This is a genomic window from Streptomyces sp. NPDC055749 (genome assembly GCF_053617235.1).
The window spans coordinates 17,431-31,342 of sequence record NZ_JBSHFH010000005.1; the positions used below are offsets into that span (position 1 = coordinate 17,431).

Here is a 13,912-nt window from a genome sequence, read left to right on the forward strand (position 1 = left end):
CCCGGTCAGGAAGTGGCGCCGGCCAGGGAGGCCGCGAAGCCGTTCTGCCAGAGGGAGTTCACCCGTGAGCGCTCGGCCGCGTTCGGGTAGGCGTTGGTGCAGGACGTGCCGGGGCCGCCGCCCGACATCAGTTCGCTGCACGGCCCTGTGTAGTGGTCCGGGAGGCCGAGCACGTGCCCGGTCTCATGGGATGTGACGCGGGTCGAGTTGTACTGCTGGTTCTGCCGGTAGTCCAGGAAGATGTAGCCGTTGCCGTGCCCGTCGGTGCTCGCGTACGAACCGCGGGAGTCATTTCCCTCGTAGTACGCGAAGTCCGCGTTCGAGCCTTCCTGGAGCCTGACGTTGGTGACCGAGCCGTTCCAGATCTGGGTGCTGCTGGCTATCTGGCTGCGGAAGCTCGGCGCGTTGGCGGCGCTGTAGACGACCGTGACCGAGGCGGCGCCCGGGTTGGCGGCCCGCTTCTCGGCGACGGACTTCATGACGGCCTTGTGGAACGCCCGGTTCGCGGCGGCGTTCTCGCTCGACCCGGCGTACGCGGCATAGCCCGCCGCCGCCGTCGCTGCCGACGAGGTGCTGGTGGGTGCGGCGGATGCCGGATCGGCGGCGGCCGCGGGCGTCGCGCCCAGGGCGGCGACGAGGCCGAGACCGGCGACAGCCGAGGCGATGATGGTCCGGAGGTGTCTCATGGGGGGTTCTCCTAGCGGTCCGATGAACCCGTCCGCCGACTGGCGTCCGACGCACCGACAGGCCGGCCAGGAGGGCGAACCTGTCCGGTGTGCGGACTCGGGACGGGTGCGGTACGCAGAGAGTGTGGGGGCGCGCGGGGCCGTTGCGGATGATGCCAACCGGCGATAGCACCGCCCTATCGCCCACACATCCACCGCACACGACCATCACTGGTCGAGCGCCCCAACAGCCGCTGAATTGCTGTCCTTTGGTGCGGTTGTGGCGTCTGGTGCGAGCCGGTCGCGCCGCCCTACCCTCACAGCATGGAGCTTGAGGTGAGGCACCTCAGGGCGCTCTGCGCCATCGCCGACACGGGAAGCCTGCACCGCGCGGCCCGGCAGCTCGGCGTCAGCCAGCCCTCACTGACGACCCAGCTGCGACGGATCGAGAACGCCCTCGGCGCCGAACTGTTCCGCCGCGAACGCACCGGCTGCCGGCCGACGCTGCTCGGCCGATCGGTCATCAGCCGCGCCCGCCCCCTCGTCGACGGCATGAGCGCCCTCGTCAGCGAGTCCCTGGCGGAGGCGGGAGCGGCCCGTGGGAGCGGCCCGCTCCTTCGCATCGGCTGCACCGCGAGCCGCGTCATCGGCGGCTGGCTGCGCAGACTGCGGGTCGTGCTGCCCGGCACAGACATCTCGCTGCGCGTCGACGTCTCGGCCCATGCCCTGCTCCGCAGCGTCGAGGCGGGGCGCCTCGACGTGGCCTTCGTGCACGAGGTCGAAGGCTGCCCGCTCGCCGTTCCCGACGGTCTGCGTCAGCGCGTACTGCTGGACCGTGAGCCGCAGTTCATCTCGATGGCCCGCGACCACCCGGCAGCCGCCCGCCCTGTGGTGGACCTCGGGGATCTGGCCACCGACCGGTGGATGGTCGACCCCACGGTGGACGGCGAGTGGGACGGCGTACGCAGAGTCCTCGGCGCCGCCGGACTCGACCCGCCCGTCCTGCACGGCGACTACCTCACCGCGGCCTCCCTCGTCGTACTCGGCGAGGTGGTCGCCCCCTGCCAGCCCACCTCAGGACCGCGCGAGGACATGGCGATCCGCCCGCTGCGGGGCGACCCCCTCGCCGTACGCCTCCTGCTGGTCTCCCGGCCGGGGACCGATATGACGGTGGTGTACGGGGAGCTGGAGGCGGCGTACCGCGAGGCGGCGCTGCGGGCGGCCCCCTACCACCAGTGGCTGCTGCGCCACCGCAGCCCGCTCGCCCGCACGTTGTGAGTACGGCACACCGTGAGTACGGCACACCGTGAGTCCCGCACACACTGTGATTCCCGCGCACCGCGCCGTACGACACGCGGATTCTGCCCGTAGCGAGGCGGCGTTCCCAACCGGCCGCCCGCCGTGCAGAGTCGCCGTATGAAGCTCTTGATGCTGGGTGGTACGGAATTCGTCGGACGTGCCGTCACCGAGGCGGCGCTGGCGCGCGGCTGGCAGGTCACCGTGTTCCACCGCGGGCACCACGCGCCACCGCCGGGAGTCACCGCCCTGACCGGCGACCGCACCACCGAGGACGGCCTCGCGGCCCTGGCCGACGGAAGCTGGGACCTGGTCGTCGACACCTGGAGCGGCGCACCCTCGGCCGTCCGGGACGCCGCCCGGCTGCTGTCGGGGCGGGTGGGGCACTACACGTACGTGTCCAGCCGTTCCGTGTACGAATACCCCGCCCCGGCCGGACTGGCGGAGGACGGCCCGCTGGTGTCCGGTGCCTCGCCCGACGCCGGCGGGGACGTCTCGTACGCCCTGGCCAAGCGCGGTGGGGAACTGGCCGCGCTCGACGCCTTCGGCGACCGCGCCCTGCTGGCCCGGGCCGGACTCATCATCGGCCCGGGGGAGAACATCGGCCGCCTGCCGTGGTGGCTGGGGCGGATAGCCCGCGGCGGACCGGTGATCGCACCGGGCCCGCGGGACGCCGACATCCAGTACATCGACGCCCGCGACCTCGCCACGTGGATCCTGGACGCCGCGGTGAACGGCCTCCACGGCCCGTACAACCTCGTCAGCCACCCCGGACACACCACCATGGGCGAGCTGCTCGACGCCTGTGTGCGGGCCACGGGCTCCGATGCCGACCTGCGCTGGACCGACCCCGGGACGCTGCTCGCCGCAGGCGTCGAACCCTGGAGCGACCTGCCGGTCTGGCTTCCCGCGGGGGAGCTCTACGACACGCTCTACATGGGTGACGTCGGCAAGGCGCACGAGGCGGGGCTGCACTGCCGGCCGGTGGCGGAGACGGTCGCCGACACCTGGACGTGGCTGCTCGGGGAAGGCGGCACCGCACCGCAGCGGCCGGACCGCCCCAAGGTGGGACTCGACCCGGAGCTCGAGGCGAAGCTGCTGGCCGGCTGAGCCGTCCGCATCCGGCCGGGTACTGGTCGCGGCGCGCGGGGCACGCCGCCGCTCCACCCAGGACCCGCCCCGTTAGCGTGGGCCGATGACCGAACCGACGCGGCACGTGCTCCACCTCACCGAAGCCCCCCTGTGGGAGGCCGCCCGTGCGATCGGGACGTACGAGATGTCCACCCGCGGCCGGACCGTCCACGAGGAGGGCTTCATCCACTGCTCGCTGGCGCACCAGCTGCCCGGCGTGGCCGAGATGCTGTACGGGGACGACGACGAGGGCCTGGTGGTGCTGGTCATCGACCCCGGCCGGCTCACCGTGCCCGTGCGGTACGAAGCGATGGCGCCCGGCGGCGAGGAGTTCCCGCACATCTACGGGCCGCTCCCGGTGGACGCGGTCGTGGATGTGCTCCCCTGGCAACGAAAGGACCACGAACTCCAGTGATCGCCCCCCTCATCGCGGTGACCGGCGCGAGCGGCGCGGTCGGCGGACGGGTCGCACGGCGGCTCGCCCGGACCGGCGTCCCCGTAAGGCTCCTGGGCCGCGACCCGTCCAAGCTGCCCGAACTGCCCGGCGCGACCGTGGCCCCGGCCGCGCCCTACGGCGACGGCGAGGCGATGCGCCGCGCCCTCGACGGCGCGCACACGCTCTTCCTCGTCTCCGCGCACGAGAGCCCGGACCGGGTGCGTGAGCACACGACGGCAGTGGACGCGGCCGTGGCGGTGGGGGTCGAACGGATCGTGTACGTCTCGTTCCTCAACGCCTCACCGGACGCGACGTTCACGTTCGCCCGCGACCACTGGCACACCGAGGCGCACATCCGGGTGGCCGAGGTGCGCCACACCTTCCTGCGCGACAGCTGGTATCTCGCCGCACTCCCGGCGATGACGAGCGCGGACGGTGTCCTGCGGGGGCCGGGCGGCGACGGCCGGGTCTCGGCGGTCGCGCACGAGGACATCGCCGACGCGGCCGCGGCCGTACTGCTCGACGAGGGCACCACCCACGACGGTGCCACCTACGACCTCACGGGACCCGAGGCGTTCACGCTCGCCGAGGCGGCGGAGGAACTGGCCCGCCGCACCGGCCGCCCGGTCCGCTACGTCCCCGAGACCAGGGAGGAGGCGTACGCCTCCCGCTCCTCGTACGGCGCCGAGGACTGGGAAGTCGCGGGCTGGGTGACCTCGTACGAGGCGATCGCGGCCGGCGAGATGGACACGGTCTCGGACGCCGTGCCGGTGCTCAGCGGCCATCCGGCCAAGAGCTTCGCCACGTATCTGGACGAGAACCCGGCCAGCTACCGCCACTTGCTCACGGGCGGCTGACGCAAGGCTCCCGCGGTGCAAACAGAAAGGCCGCCCGACCGGCGAAACCGCAGGTCGGACGGCCTGACCGAAGATCAAGCCTTCTTGGTCTCCCAGAAGATGGCGTCGATCTGGGCAATCAGGTCCAGAGCCTTCTGGCCCGTCGCCGGGTCGTTCGAACCCTTGGCCGCGGAGAGCGCCTTCAGGGTGTCGTTGACCAGCTGGTGCAGCTCCGGGTACTTCTCGAAGTGCGGGGGCTTGAAGTAGTCGCTCCAGAGCACCGAGACGTGGTGCTTCGCGAGCTCGGCACGCTGTTCCTTGATCAGAACGGCGCGCGTGCGGAAGTCCGCGTCCTCGTTGGCCTGGTACTTCTCCTGGACGGCCTTGACGGACTCCGCCTCGATGCGGGCCTGGGCCGGGTCGTACACACCGCAGGGCAGGTCGCAGTGTGCGCTGACCTTCACCTTGGGGGCAAACAGGCGGGAAAGCATTGAGCTGTCCTTCCTCGTGATCGTCTTCTCAGGTGGGACATTACTCCGTGAGACCCGGGTTTTTGCGGGTGCCCCCATGGGCTTAGGCCAAAAGTCCAGGGTGAGGATGGGACCAGTGGCCGAATGTACGGAGTGCTGCGTACGGCGGTGTACTGGAGGACGGACCGGGAGGAGCCAGGGAGATGCCGGGGCTGACACAGGGGCCGGGGCGAGGACGGACGGCGCGGGTGCGGTTTCAGGTGGTCGAGGTGACGGGGCCTTCTATGGTGCCCACGCTCTATCACGGCGACTGGCTGCTCGTGCAGTTCGGGGCGCCGGTGCGCCCGGGGGACGTGGTGATCCTGCGGCATCCCTTCCAGCAGGATCTGCTGGTCGTGAAGCGTGCCGCCGAGCGCCGCGGGGCCGGCTGGTGGGTGCTGGGTGACAACACGTTCGCGGGCGGCGACAGCACGGACTACGGGACGGTGCCCGAGGAGCTGGTGCTCGCCCGGGTGCGGGCCCGCTACCGGCCGCTGAAGCGGGATCAGAGGTCGGTGTTCGGTGTGCTGGGCTGGGCGGTGTCCGCGCTGAGGCCCGTCTCCGCCGACCGTTCGGTCTCCAGGCGCTTGCGGGCCCGGTAGGCGGCCACGTTGGCCCGGGTCGCGCAGCGGTCCGAGCAGTAGCGCCGCGAGCGGTTGGTCGAGGTGTCCAGGTACGCGTTGCGGCACGGTGCGGCCTCGCACAGGCCGAGCCGGTCCACGCCGTGCGAGGTCAGGTGGAAGGCGAGGCCCATCACCGCGATCGCGGCGTAACCGGCCGTCGCGTTCGACGGGTGGTCGGCCAGGTGCATGTGCCAGTCCGGCTTGCCGTCCTCGTCACGGGTGTCGTGGCCGGAGATCTGCGGGCTCACCGGGAATTCCAGCAGCAGTGAGTTGAGCAGATCGACCGCGAGCGTCTCGTCGCCGCCGTCGGCCGCCTCGAAGACCGCGCGCAGCCGCGCCCGTACGGACCGGAAGCGGGTCACGTCCGCGTCGGTCGCGCGGCGTGCGGCCTGCGCGTTGGCGCCGAAGAGGTCGCGGACCGCGTCGACCGTCGTGAGGACGTCCTTGCTGCGGGCCGGCTCCTCGGTGTTGACCAGGCGCAGGGCATAGTCCGAGTAATAGGCCAGTTCCACTTGTAGTCCTTACGGCGTCGGTCTAAGGTCGATGCGTCGACCAGTGTAATGGGTGGTCGCGGTAATTGGGTATTACGTGGAGGTTCGGGTGACGGAAACAGTGACGGGTGCCGACTGGCCGGCATGGCAGGCGAGCTGGGACCGGCAGCAGGAGTGGTACATGCCGGACCGCGAGGAGCGGTTCCGGGTGATGCTGGACATGGTCGAGGCGGTGGTGGGGCCCGAACCGCGCGTACTCGACCTGGCGTGCGGTACGGGAAGTATTACGGACCGGCTCCTCAAGCGGTTCCCGAAGGCCACCAGTACGGGTGTCGACCTCGACCCCGCGCTGCTCGCCATCGCCCGCGGCACCTTCGACGGCGACGAACGCGTCACCTTCGTCACCGCCGACCTCAAGGACCCCTCCTGGGCGGAGCGGCTCCCCTTCGACTCGTACGATGCCGTGCTGACCGCCACCGCGCTGCACTGGCTGCACAGCGAGCCGCTGGCCGCGCTGTACGGCCGCATCGGGCAACTCGTCAGGGACGGCGGTCTGTTCATGAACGCCGACCGCATGATCGACGCCGACACCCCGCGTATCAACGCGGCCGAACGCGCCCACCGGCACGCCGGGATGGACCGCGCCAAGGCGGCGGGCGTCCTCGACTGGGCCGACTGGTGGGCCCTCGCCGCCAAGGACCCGGTCCTCGCAGGACCGACCGCCGAACGGTTCGAGATCTACGGCGAGCACGCCGACGGCGACATGCCGTCCGTGCAGTGGCACGCCCGCACCCTGCGCGAGTCGGGCTTCGCGGAGGCCCGCGCCGTCTGGGCCTCGCCCTCGGACAGCCTGGTGCTCGCGGTCAAGTAGTACAGCGGCAGGCGTGGGGCGGTGCGGACCTCGGTCCGTGCCGCCCCGCTTTCGTACTCCTGGCACTGCAACCCGCCGAGCACCCCGGCGCACTGGAAGGGTGGGACGGTCCGCACCCGCGGACCCGGAAAGGGGCGGGGAATGCGGATCGACGACGATGCCGCGCTGCACGCCTTCGTCGAGGGCAGACGCACGGCGCTGTTCCGCAGCGCCTATCTGCTCTGCGGCGACCGGCACGAGGCCGAGGACCTGGTGCAGACGACGCTGGTCAAGGTCGTGCTCGGTGGCCGGCGCCACGGGCGGCTCGACAACATCGAGGCGTACGCACGCAAGACCCTGGTCAACACCTTCATCGCCTCCAGGCGCCGCTTCTGGCGGCGCGAACGGGCGTACGGCGAACTGCCCGAGACGGCGCACACCGCGGCCGACACGGACACCGGGCTGATGGTCAGGGCGGCGCTCGCCCGGCTCACGGCCAGGCAGCGCGCGGTGCTGGTGCTGCGCTACTGGGAGGACCTGAGCGTCGAGGCCACGGCCGCGCTGCTCGGGATGCGGGAGAACACGGTCAAGAGCCACACGGCTCGGGGGTTGGCGGCGCTGCGCGCCGAGATGGTGGAGGAGCCTGCATGAACGACGTACAGGAGCTGCTGGGGCGGGTCGCGGACGAGGCGGGACGGTCCACGGTGACCACCGAGGCGGTGTACGCGAAGGCCGCCAGGGTGCGGTGGCGGCGGCGTGCCACCGTGTCGGCCGCCGCGCTCGCCGTCGTCGCGGCGGGAGCGGTCGCGGTGCCGCAGCTGGGGGCGGAGGCGAAGCCGGAGCGGTCCTCGGTGGCGGCGTCCGGGGAGCCGGCAGGCAAGAGCGGCAAGGCCGCGCGGCTGTCCGCGTTGCTGCCCGCCGATGTGGGGGACATCGGGCAGGTTTCGTTCGCCGTCCTGCTCAAGCAGGCGACACGCCAGGAGGCCAAGGAGAAGTACATCGGTCCGCTGGACGGCCAGTACGCGGTCCGTACGGACGGCGGCGTCGGCTACCTGGCCCTCTCCAACATGACTCGTGAGGGGATCGCCAGGAAGCTCGGCGAAACGCACATGCCGAAGGACCTGTGCGCGGAGCAGGACAGCCAGAGGCCCCGCCGTACCGACTGCGAGCGCGAGGTCCTGCCGGACGGGCGGGTACTCACGACCTGGAGCAGGCAGTTCGACAATGGAGACGGCGGCACTCCGCAGTGGGGCGCCGAGATCATCGGCGAACTCACCCTGCAGGACGGCGGGCTGCTGACCGTCAGGGACAGCACCGGTTTCGAGAGCGAGCACGCGCTGGGGCCCCTGCTCAAGACCCCGCCGCTCACCCGTGACCAGCTGCGCACGCTGATGCTGAGCCCGGAGCTGCTGCCGGAGAAGTAGGGGCGGGTGCACGAAAGGGGCGGTACGGGCTCGACGCCCGTACCGCCCCTTTCCGTACCTGCTACAGCACCTTGGACAGGAACGACTTCGTCCGGTCGTGCTGCGGGTTCGTCAGTACGTCGCGCGGGTGGCCGGACTCGACCACCACGCCGTCGTCCATGAAGACCAGCGCGTCGCCGACCTCACGGGCGAAGCCCATCTCGTGGGTGACGACGATCATCGTCATCCCCTCCTCGGCCAGACCGCGCATGACGTCCAGGACGTCACCGACCAGCTCGGGGTCGAGCGCGGACGTCGGCTCGTCGAAGAGCATCAGCTTCGGCTCCATGGCCAGCGCACGGGCGATGGCCACCCGCTGCTGCTGTCCGCCGGAGAGCTGCGACGGGTAGTTCTTCGCCTTGTCGGAGAGGCCGACCCGGTCCAGCAGGCGCACGGCCCGCTCCCGGGCGACGGACTTCGACTCGCCCCGGACCTGGACCGGCGCCTCCATGACGTTCTCTATGGCCGTCATGTGCGGGAACAGGTTGAAGCGCTGGAAGACCATGCCGATGTCCCGGCGCTTCACGGCGACTTCGCTGTCCTTGAGCTCGTAGAGCTTGTCGCCCTTCTGGCGGTAGCCGACGAGCTCGCCGTCGACGTACAGCCGGCCGGCGCTGACCTTCTCCAGGTGGTTGATGCACCTCAGGAAGGTCGACTTGCCGGAGCCCGAGGGGCCGATGAGGCAGAACACCTCGCCCTGCGCCACCTCCAGGTCGATGCCCTTGAGGATGTGCGCGGCGCCGAAGGACTTGTGTACGCCCTCGGCCTTCACCATGGCGGTCATGCCTTGGCTCCCTTCGGGCGGCCAAGCGACAGCACGTTGGCCCGGATCTTCTGCAACGGAGTCGGCGGCAGGGTCCGGCTCGAACCTCGCGCGTAGTGCCGCTCCAGGTAGTACTGGCCGACGCTCAGCACCGAGGTCATGATCAGGTACCAGGCCGCGGCCAGGAAGTACATCTCGACCGGGGCGCCGGACGCCTGCCCGATGTCCTGGGCGTAACGGAAGAGTTCCGTGAACTGCACGGCCGCCACCAGCGAGGTGGTCTTGAGCATGTTGATGACTTCGTTGCCCGTCGGCGGCACGATCACGCGCATCGCCTGCGGGACCACGATGCGTCGCAGCGTCTTGCTGTGGCTCATGCCCAGCGCCTGCGAGGCCTCCGTCTGGCCCTCGTCGACCGAGAGCAGACCCGCACGGCAGATCTCGGCCATGTAGGCGGCCTCGTTGAGACCCAGGCCCAGCAGCGCGGTCAGGAGCGGCGTCATGAAGGACGACCACTCGTCCTTGTAGACGGGCCCGAGGTTGATGTACTCGAAGACCAGACCCAGGTTGAACCAGACGAAGAGCTGGACCAGGACCGGGGTGCCGCGGAAGAACCAGATGTAGAACCAGGCGATCGAGGAGGTCACCGGATTCTTCGACAGGCGCATGACGGCCAGCAGGATGCCGCCGACCACGCCGATCACCATCGACAGGGCGGTCAGCAGCAGAGTCTGCCCGACGCCCTTGATGATGCGGTCGTCGAAGAAGTAGTCCGGGATGGCATCCCAGTTGATCTGGCCCTGGGAGAACGCGTAGACGACCGCGGCGAATGCGATGATCGCGATCGCGGCGGAGGCGTAGCGCCCGTAGTGGCGGACCGGAATGGCCTTGATGGCCTCCGGCCCGGCCGCCGGGGTGGGTGCCTTGGGCGGCTCGTCGGCCGGCCCCGTCTTCTTGATGTCAGTCACAAGCGATGCCCTTCAGCGCCGGAATCCGTCAGGATCCGCCGTTGATCTTGGCCTCGGTGACCGCGCCGGCCTCGACGCCCCACTTGGCGATGATCTTCTCGTACTCGCCGTTCTTGATGATCGCGTCCAGGGCCGCCTGGATGGCCTTGGTGAGCTCGTCGTTGCCCTTGGCGACGGCGATGCCGTACGGGGCGGCCTCGACCTGCTCGCCGACGATCTCGAAGTCCTTGCCGCCGCCCGAGGTCTTCACCGCGTACGCGGCGACCGGGAAGTCGGAGGAACCGGCGTCGGCGCCACCGCTGCGCAGGCGGGTCTGGGCCTCCAGGTCGGTGTCGAACGCCTCGATGGCGATCTTCTTGCCGGCCGGGCACTTCTTGTTCTCGGCCTTGGCCAGGTCGTTCGAGACGGTGTTGCGCTGGACCGCGATCTTCTTGCCGCAGAGGTCGGCCCACGTGGCGATGCCCTTGGTGTCGCCCTTCTTGGTGTAGATCGAGACACCGGCGGTGAAGTAGTCGACGAAGTCGACGCCCTCGCCGACCTTCTTGCCGGTCTCCGGGTCGACGCCGTTCTGGCGGTCCTTGCTGTCGGTCATCGCCGACATCGCAATGTCATAGCGCTTCGAGCGCAGACCCGTGATCAGCGTGTCGAATGTGCCGTTCTCGAATGTGAACTTCACACCGAGCTGCTTGCCGAGCGCGGCACCCAGGTCGGGGTCGATACCGACGGTCTTGCCGGACTTGTCCTTGAATTCGACCGGCGGGTACGCGATGTCCGAACCGACCTTGATCTCGCCCTTGTCCTTGATGTCCTTCGGGAGGAGATCGGCGAGCGGGGCGCTCGAGCTGGTGGACGTCTCGGAGCCGCTGTCGGTCTGGTCGCCGCACGCGGTCAGCAGCATGGTGCCGGCGACCGCGATGGCGCCGACCGCTGCAATCCGGGACTTTGCGGTCGTACGACGAGTGGTGCTTGCGGTCATGGTGGTGATCCTCCGGCGTGGTGAGGGTGGACTGCCAGGTGGGGGGCGAACTTCCTGTCGGGCGTCGCCACCCTGTGTGATTCAGGCATCTTGCCATTCGGACTAGCCCATTCAGGGTGCCGGGCATGTCAAAATCGGATAACGGGCCACCCCCGTACCCCAGCGGGCCGGTACATCAAGGCCGGACCTTCTGCTGGAATTCTGTCTTCCGGCCGGAGAATCTCCGGCGTGTCTCGACTGCTGGACGACCTTTAGGCCGCTGAGTGGACTTGTCCCGATATTCGACTATGAGTCATGTCACCGCGTCGATACCGACTCGTCCGAGGTGCGGTTCATCCGGTAAGAAAGACGTTTACACCCCTCATCCGGGGCTCAGGGCGCGTGTGCGGCGCGCCCGCGCGTATGTACCTCCCCTGGCGGAGCGGGCCACCCGTTCGATGCCAGGCGCGTACGCGGTCCCCGCCCACCCCTCCTCAACCAGGAGTGGCCACCCTCAAACGATGAAGACTTAAGGGGTCAATACCATGGCAGCGGAGATCGTCAATCCTCGCAGCGACAGCAAGACGCACGGTGCGGCCAGTGCGGACAACGACATCAGCGGTACGGCGAGTGTCGCCGGCGCTCCGGACGAGCCCTTCGATCCGGCGTTCGCCCTCCACCGCGGCGGCAAGATGGCCATCCAGGCCACCGTCCCGATCCGCGACAAGGACGACCTGTCCCTCGCCTACACCCCCGGTGTGGCCAAGGTGTGCAGCGCGATCGCCGAGAATCCCGAGCTCGTCCACGACTACACCTGGAAGTCGCAGGTCGTGGCCGTCGTGACGGACGGAACCGCGGTTCTCGGCCTCGGGGACATCGGCCCCGAGGCGTCCCTCCCCGTGATGGAGGGCAAGGCGATCCTGTTCAAGCAGTTCGGCGGAGTCGACGCGGTCCCGATCGCGCTCGCCACCACCGACACGGACGAGATCGTCGAGACCGTCGTGCGGCTCGCGCCGTCCTTCGGCGGGGTCAACCTGGAGGACATCTCCGCGCCCCGCTGCTTCGAGATCGAGCGCAAGCTCCAGGAGCGCCTGGACATCCCGGTCTTCCACGACGACCAGCACGGCACCGCCGTCGTGACGCTCGCGGCCCTGCGCAACGCCGCGAAGCTCTCCGGCCGGACCCTCGGCGACCTGCGCGGCGTCATCTCCGGCGCCGGCGCCGCCGGGGTGGCCATCGCCAAGTTCCTGCTGGAGGCGGGCATCGGCGACGTCGCCGTCGCCGACCGCAAGGGCATCGTCAGCCGGGACCGCGAGGACCTGACGGACGTGAAGCGCGAACTCGCCGAGATCACCAACAAGGCGGGCATCTCCGGCACGCTGGAGACGGCACTGGCCGGCGCCGACGTCTTCATCGGCGTCTCCGGCGGTACGGTCCCCGAGCCGGCCGTCGCCTCGATGGCCCCCGGTGCGTACGTCTTCGCGATGGCGAACCCGACCCCCGAAGTCCACCCCGACATCGCGCACAAGTACGCGGCCGTCGTGGCGACCGGGCGTTCGGACTACCCCAACCAGATCAACAACGTGCTGGCCTTCCCCGGCATCTTCGCGGGCGCGCTCCAGGTCCGGGCCTCCCGGATCACGGAGGGCATGAAGATCGCCGCGGCGAACGCGCTGGCGGACGTCGTGGGTGACGAGCTCGCGGCCGACTACGTGATTCCGTCGCCGTTCGACGAGCGCGTCGCGCCCGCGGTCACCGCGGCGGTCGCCGCCGCCGCCCGCGCCGAGGGCGTGGCTCGCCGCTGACGCCGGCGGGGGGTCCGGGGCTCCGCCCCCGGACCCCCCGGCATGCGCGGCGCGCGTCACACCCGTAGCCGGTTACGCAGCCGCCCGCCCCGTCCTATCGTCGGGGCCATGTTCGCCGCCTACGCCGCACGTATCGACCGCGACCAGCCCCTCAACGGACTCGAGCTGGGTGAACGCCCCGCGCCAGCGGCGCGTCCCGGCTGGACCACCGTCAATGTCAGGGCCGCGTCCCTCAACCACCACGACCTCTGGTCCCTGCGGGGCGTTGGCCTCGCCGAGGACAAGCTGCCGATGATCCTCGGCTGCGACGCCGCCGGAGTCGACCAGGACGGCAACGAGGTCGTCCTGCACTCCGTGATCGGCCAGACCGGGCACGGAGTCGGCGCGGACGAGCCGCGCTCCATCCTCACCGAGCGGTATCAGGGCACCTTCGCCGAGCAGGTCACCGTCCCGTCCTGGAACGTGCTGCCGAAGCCCAAGGAGCTCACCTTCGAGCAGGCGGCCTGCCTGCCGACCGCCTGGCTCACCGCGTACCGCATGCTCTTCACCAACGCCGGAGTGCGTCCCGGTGACTCCGTGCTCGTCCAGGGCGCGGGCGGTGGCGTCGCCACCGCGGCCATCGTGCTCGGCAAGGCGGCCGGGCTGCGCGTCTACGCCACCAGCCGCGACGAGGCCAAGCGCAAGCGGGCCCTCGAACTCGGGGCCGTCGAGGCGTTCGAATCCGGTGCCCGGCTCCCGCACCGCGTCGACGCCGTCATCGAGACGGTGGGCGCGGCTACGTGGTCGCACTCGGTGAAGTCCCTGCGGCCCGGCGGGACCCTGGTCATCTCCGGCGCCACCAGCGGCGACCGTCCCGCGCACGCCGAGCTGACCCGGATCTTCTTCCTGGAGCTGAAGGTCGTCGGTTCGACGATGGGTTCGAAGGAGGAGCTGGAGAGCCTGCTGTCGTTCTGTGCGGCCACCGGTGTGCGCCCCGTGATCGACGAGGTGCTGCCGCTGGACCGGGCGCGCGAGGGGTTCGAACGGCTCGCCTCCGGTGACCTGTTCGGGAAGATCGTGCTGACGTCCTCCTGACTCCCTCCCGACCCCGTGCTGTCAATGGTGGTTGACACGTCCTCCGT

Annotated in this window: 16 protein-coding genes; 10 read left to right on the forward strand and 6 right to left on the reverse strand. The window is 70.2% G+C overall.

Annotation, left to right across the window (positions count from 1 at the left end):
• Positions 1–5: 5 nt before the first annotated feature.
• Positions 6–686, reverse strand: a complete 681-nt coding sequence (gene snpA / locus ACWGO0_RS05200) for a snapalysin (RefSeq protein WP_453528196.1) — start codon at positions 684–686, stop codon at positions 6–8.
• A 303-nt stretch (positions 687–989) separates the two neighbouring features.
• On the opposite strand from snpA, the gene ACWGO0_RS05205 reads away from it, so the two are divergent.
• The 4 genes from ACWGO0_RS05205 to ACWGO0_RS05220 all read left to right on the forward strand — a co-directional run bounded on the left by ACWGO0_RS05205 (position 990) and on the right by ACWGO0_RS05220 (position 4,385).
• Positions 990–1,943 carry a LysR family transcriptional regulator gene (locus tag ACWGO0_RS05205; protein WP_453528199.1) on the forward strand — a complete coding sequence of 318 codons (954 nt, stop codon included), beginning with the start codon at positions 990–992 and terminating at the stop codon, positions 1,941–1,943.
• 150 nt (positions 1,944–2,093) lie between these two features.
• Positions 2,094–3,071 (forward strand): NAD-dependent epimerase/dehydratase family protein, encoded by a 978-nt coding sequence (locus tag ACWGO0_RS05210; RefSeq protein WP_453528713.1) that lies wholly within the window; start codon positions 2,094–2,096, stop codon positions 3,069–3,071.
• Positions 3,072–3,156: 85 nt separating this feature from the next.
• Complete coding sequence (locus ACWGO0_RS05215) at positions 3,157–3,507, forward strand: DUF952 domain-containing protein (RefSeq protein ID WP_453528202.1); 351 nt, start codon at positions 3,157–3,159, stop codon at positions 3,505–3,507.
• A complete protein-coding gene (locus ACWGO0_RS05220; protein WP_453528205.1) occupies positions 3,504–4,385 on the forward strand; it encodes an NmrA family NAD(P)-binding protein in 882 nt (293 codons plus the stop codon). The genes ACWGO0_RS05215 and ACWGO0_RS05220 overlap by 4 nt, the downstream gene beginning before the upstream one ends.
• A 74-nt stretch (positions 4,386–4,459) precedes the next feature.
• Here ACWGO0_RS05220 and sodN read toward each other — a convergent pair whose 3' ends face one another.
• On the reverse strand, positions 4,460–4,855 hold the full coding sequence (gene sodN, locus ACWGO0_RS05225) for a superoxide dismutase, Ni (protein ID WP_185298534.1): 396 nt from the start codon (positions 4,853–4,855) through the stop codon (positions 4,460–4,462).
• A gap of 182 nt (positions 4,856–5,037) precedes the next feature.
• Here sodN and sodX point away from each other — a divergent pair, with 182 nt between their 5' ends.
• On the forward strand, positions 5,038–5,475 hold the full coding sequence (gene sodX, locus ACWGO0_RS05230; RefSeq protein ID WP_453528209.1) for a nickel-type superoxide dismutase maturation protease: 438 nt from the start codon (positions 5,038–5,040) through the stop codon (positions 5,473–5,475).
• Here the strand turns inward: sodX and ACWGO0_RS05235 are convergent.
• Positions 5,379–6,008 (reverse strand): CGNR zinc finger domain-containing protein, encoded by a 630-nt coding sequence (locus tag ACWGO0_RS05235; protein ID WP_453528212.1) that lies wholly within the window; start codon positions 6,006–6,008, stop codon positions 5,379–5,381. The two genes, sodX and ACWGO0_RS05235, sit on opposite strands and share 97 nt — an antisense overlap.
• A gap of 88 nt (positions 6,009–6,096) precedes the next feature.
• On the opposite strand from ACWGO0_RS05235, the gene ACWGO0_RS05240 reads away from it, so the two are divergent.
• The 3 genes from ACWGO0_RS05240 to ACWGO0_RS05250 all read left to right on the forward strand — a co-directional run bounded on the left by ACWGO0_RS05240 (position 6,097) and on the right by ACWGO0_RS05250 (position 8,261).
• The gene (locus ACWGO0_RS05240) at positions 6,097–6,858 is read left to right on the forward strand and encodes a class I SAM-dependent methyltransferase (protein WP_453528215.1); all 762 of its coding nucleotides are present in this window, start codon (positions 6,097–6,099) and stop codon (positions 6,856–6,858) included.
• A gap of 141 nt (positions 6,859–6,999) precedes the next feature.
• Positions 7,000–7,488 carry a SigE family RNA polymerase sigma factor gene (locus ACWGO0_RS05245; RefSeq protein WP_453528218.1) on the forward strand — a complete coding sequence of 163 codons (489 nt, stop codon included), beginning with the start codon at positions 7,000–7,002 and terminating at the stop codon, positions 7,486–7,488.
• Complete coding sequence (locus tag ACWGO0_RS05250) at positions 7,485–8,261, forward strand: hypothetical protein (protein WP_453528221.1); 777 nt, start codon at positions 7,485–7,487, stop codon at positions 8,259–8,261. Before ACWGO0_RS05245 ends, ACWGO0_RS05250 begins: the two co-directional genes overlap by 4 nt.
• A 61-nt stretch (positions 8,262–8,322) precedes the next feature.
• Here the strand turns inward: ACWGO0_RS05250 and ACWGO0_RS05255 are convergent, their stop codons facing one another.
• The 3 genes from ACWGO0_RS05255 to ACWGO0_RS05265 are packed head-to-tail and all read right to left on the reverse strand — an operon-like array spanning position 8,323 to position 11,007.
• Positions 8,323–9,084, reverse strand: a complete 762-nt coding sequence (locus ACWGO0_RS05255; RefSeq protein WP_453528224.1) for an amino acid ABC transporter ATP-binding protein — start codon at positions 9,082–9,084, stop codon at positions 8,323–8,325.
• A complete protein-coding gene (locus ACWGO0_RS05260; protein WP_453528228.1) occupies positions 9,081–10,031 on the reverse strand; it encodes an amino acid ABC transporter permease in 951 nt (316 codons plus the stop codon). Before ACWGO0_RS05260 ends, ACWGO0_RS05255 begins: the two co-directional genes overlap by 4 nt.
• Positions 10,032–10,059: 28 nt before the next feature.
• Positions 10,060–11,007, reverse strand: a complete 948-nt coding sequence (locus tag ACWGO0_RS05265) for an ABC transporter substrate-binding protein (RefSeq protein WP_453528231.1) — start codon at positions 11,005–11,007, stop codon at positions 10,060–10,062.
• A gap of 524 nt (positions 11,008–11,531) precedes the next feature.
• Between ACWGO0_RS05265 and ACWGO0_RS05270 the strand changes: the two genes are divergently transcribed.
• Both ACWGO0_RS05270 and ACWGO0_RS05275 read left to right on the forward strand, forming a co-directional pair.
• Positions 11,532–12,791: an NAD(P)-dependent malic enzyme gene (locus ACWGO0_RS05270; RefSeq protein ID WP_453528234.1), complete on the forward strand. Its 1,260-nt coding sequence runs from the start codon at positions 11,532–11,534 to the stop codon at positions 12,789–12,791.
• Positions 12,792–12,899: 108 nt separating this feature from the next.
• The gene (locus ACWGO0_RS05275) at positions 12,900–13,865 is read left to right on the forward strand and encodes a zinc-binding dehydrogenase (RefSeq protein WP_453528237.1); all 966 of its coding nucleotides are present in this window, start codon (positions 12,900–12,902) and stop codon (positions 13,863–13,865) included.
• The last annotated feature ends 47 nt before the right edge of the window (positions 13,866–13,912 follow it).

What these genes read in the sequence shown, in the direction of transcription:
- snpA (WP_453528196.1), bottom strand. Translation starts at nt 686, where the DNA reads ATGAGACACCTCCGGACCATCATCGCCTCGGCTGTCGCCGGTCTCGGC.
- ACWGO0_RS05205 (WP_453528199.1), top strand. Translation starts at nt 990, where the DNA reads ATGGAGCTTGAGGTGAGGCACCTCAGGGCGCTCTGCGCCATCGCCGAC.
- ACWGO0_RS05210 (WP_453528713.1), top strand. Translation starts at nt 2,094, where the DNA reads ATGCTGGGTGGTACGGAATTCGTCGGACGTGCCGTCACCGAGGCGGCG.
- ACWGO0_RS05215 (WP_453528202.1), top strand. Translation starts at nt 3,157, where the DNA reads ATGACCGAACCGACGCGGCACGTGCTCCACCTCACCGAAGCCCCCCTG.
- sodN (WP_185298534.1), bottom strand. Translation starts at nt 4,855, where the DNA reads ATGCTTTCCCGCCTGTTTGCCCCCAAGGTGAAGGTCAGCGCACACTGC.
- sodX (WP_453528209.1), top strand. Translation starts at nt 5,038, where the DNA reads ATGCCGGGGCTGACACAGGGGCCGGGGCGAGGACGGACGGCGCGGGTG.
- ACWGO0_RS05245 (WP_453528218.1), top strand. Translation starts at nt 7,000, where the DNA reads ATGCGGATCGACGACGATGCCGCGCTGCACGCCTTCGTCGAGGGCAGA.
- ACWGO0_RS05250 (WP_453528221.1), top strand. Translation starts at nt 7,485, where the DNA reads ATGAACGACGTACAGGAGCTGCTGGGGCGGGTCGCGGACGAGGCGGGA.
- ACWGO0_RS05255 (WP_453528224.1), bottom strand. Translation starts at nt 9,084, where the DNA reads ATGACCGCCATGGTGAAGGCCGAGGGCGTACACAAGTCCTTCGGCGCC.
- ACWGO0_RS05265 (WP_453528231.1), bottom strand. Translation starts at nt 11,007, where the DNA reads ATGACCGCAAGCACCACTCGTCGTACGACCGCAAAGTCCCGGATTGCA.
- ACWGO0_RS05270 (WP_453528234.1), top strand. Translation starts at nt 11,532, where the DNA reads ATGGCAGCGGAGATCGTCAATCCTCGCAGCGACAGCAAGACGCACGGT.
- ACWGO0_RS05275 (WP_453528237.1), top strand. Translation starts at nt 12,900, where the DNA reads ATGTTCGCCGCCTACGCCGCACGTATCGACCGCGACCAGCCCCTCAAC.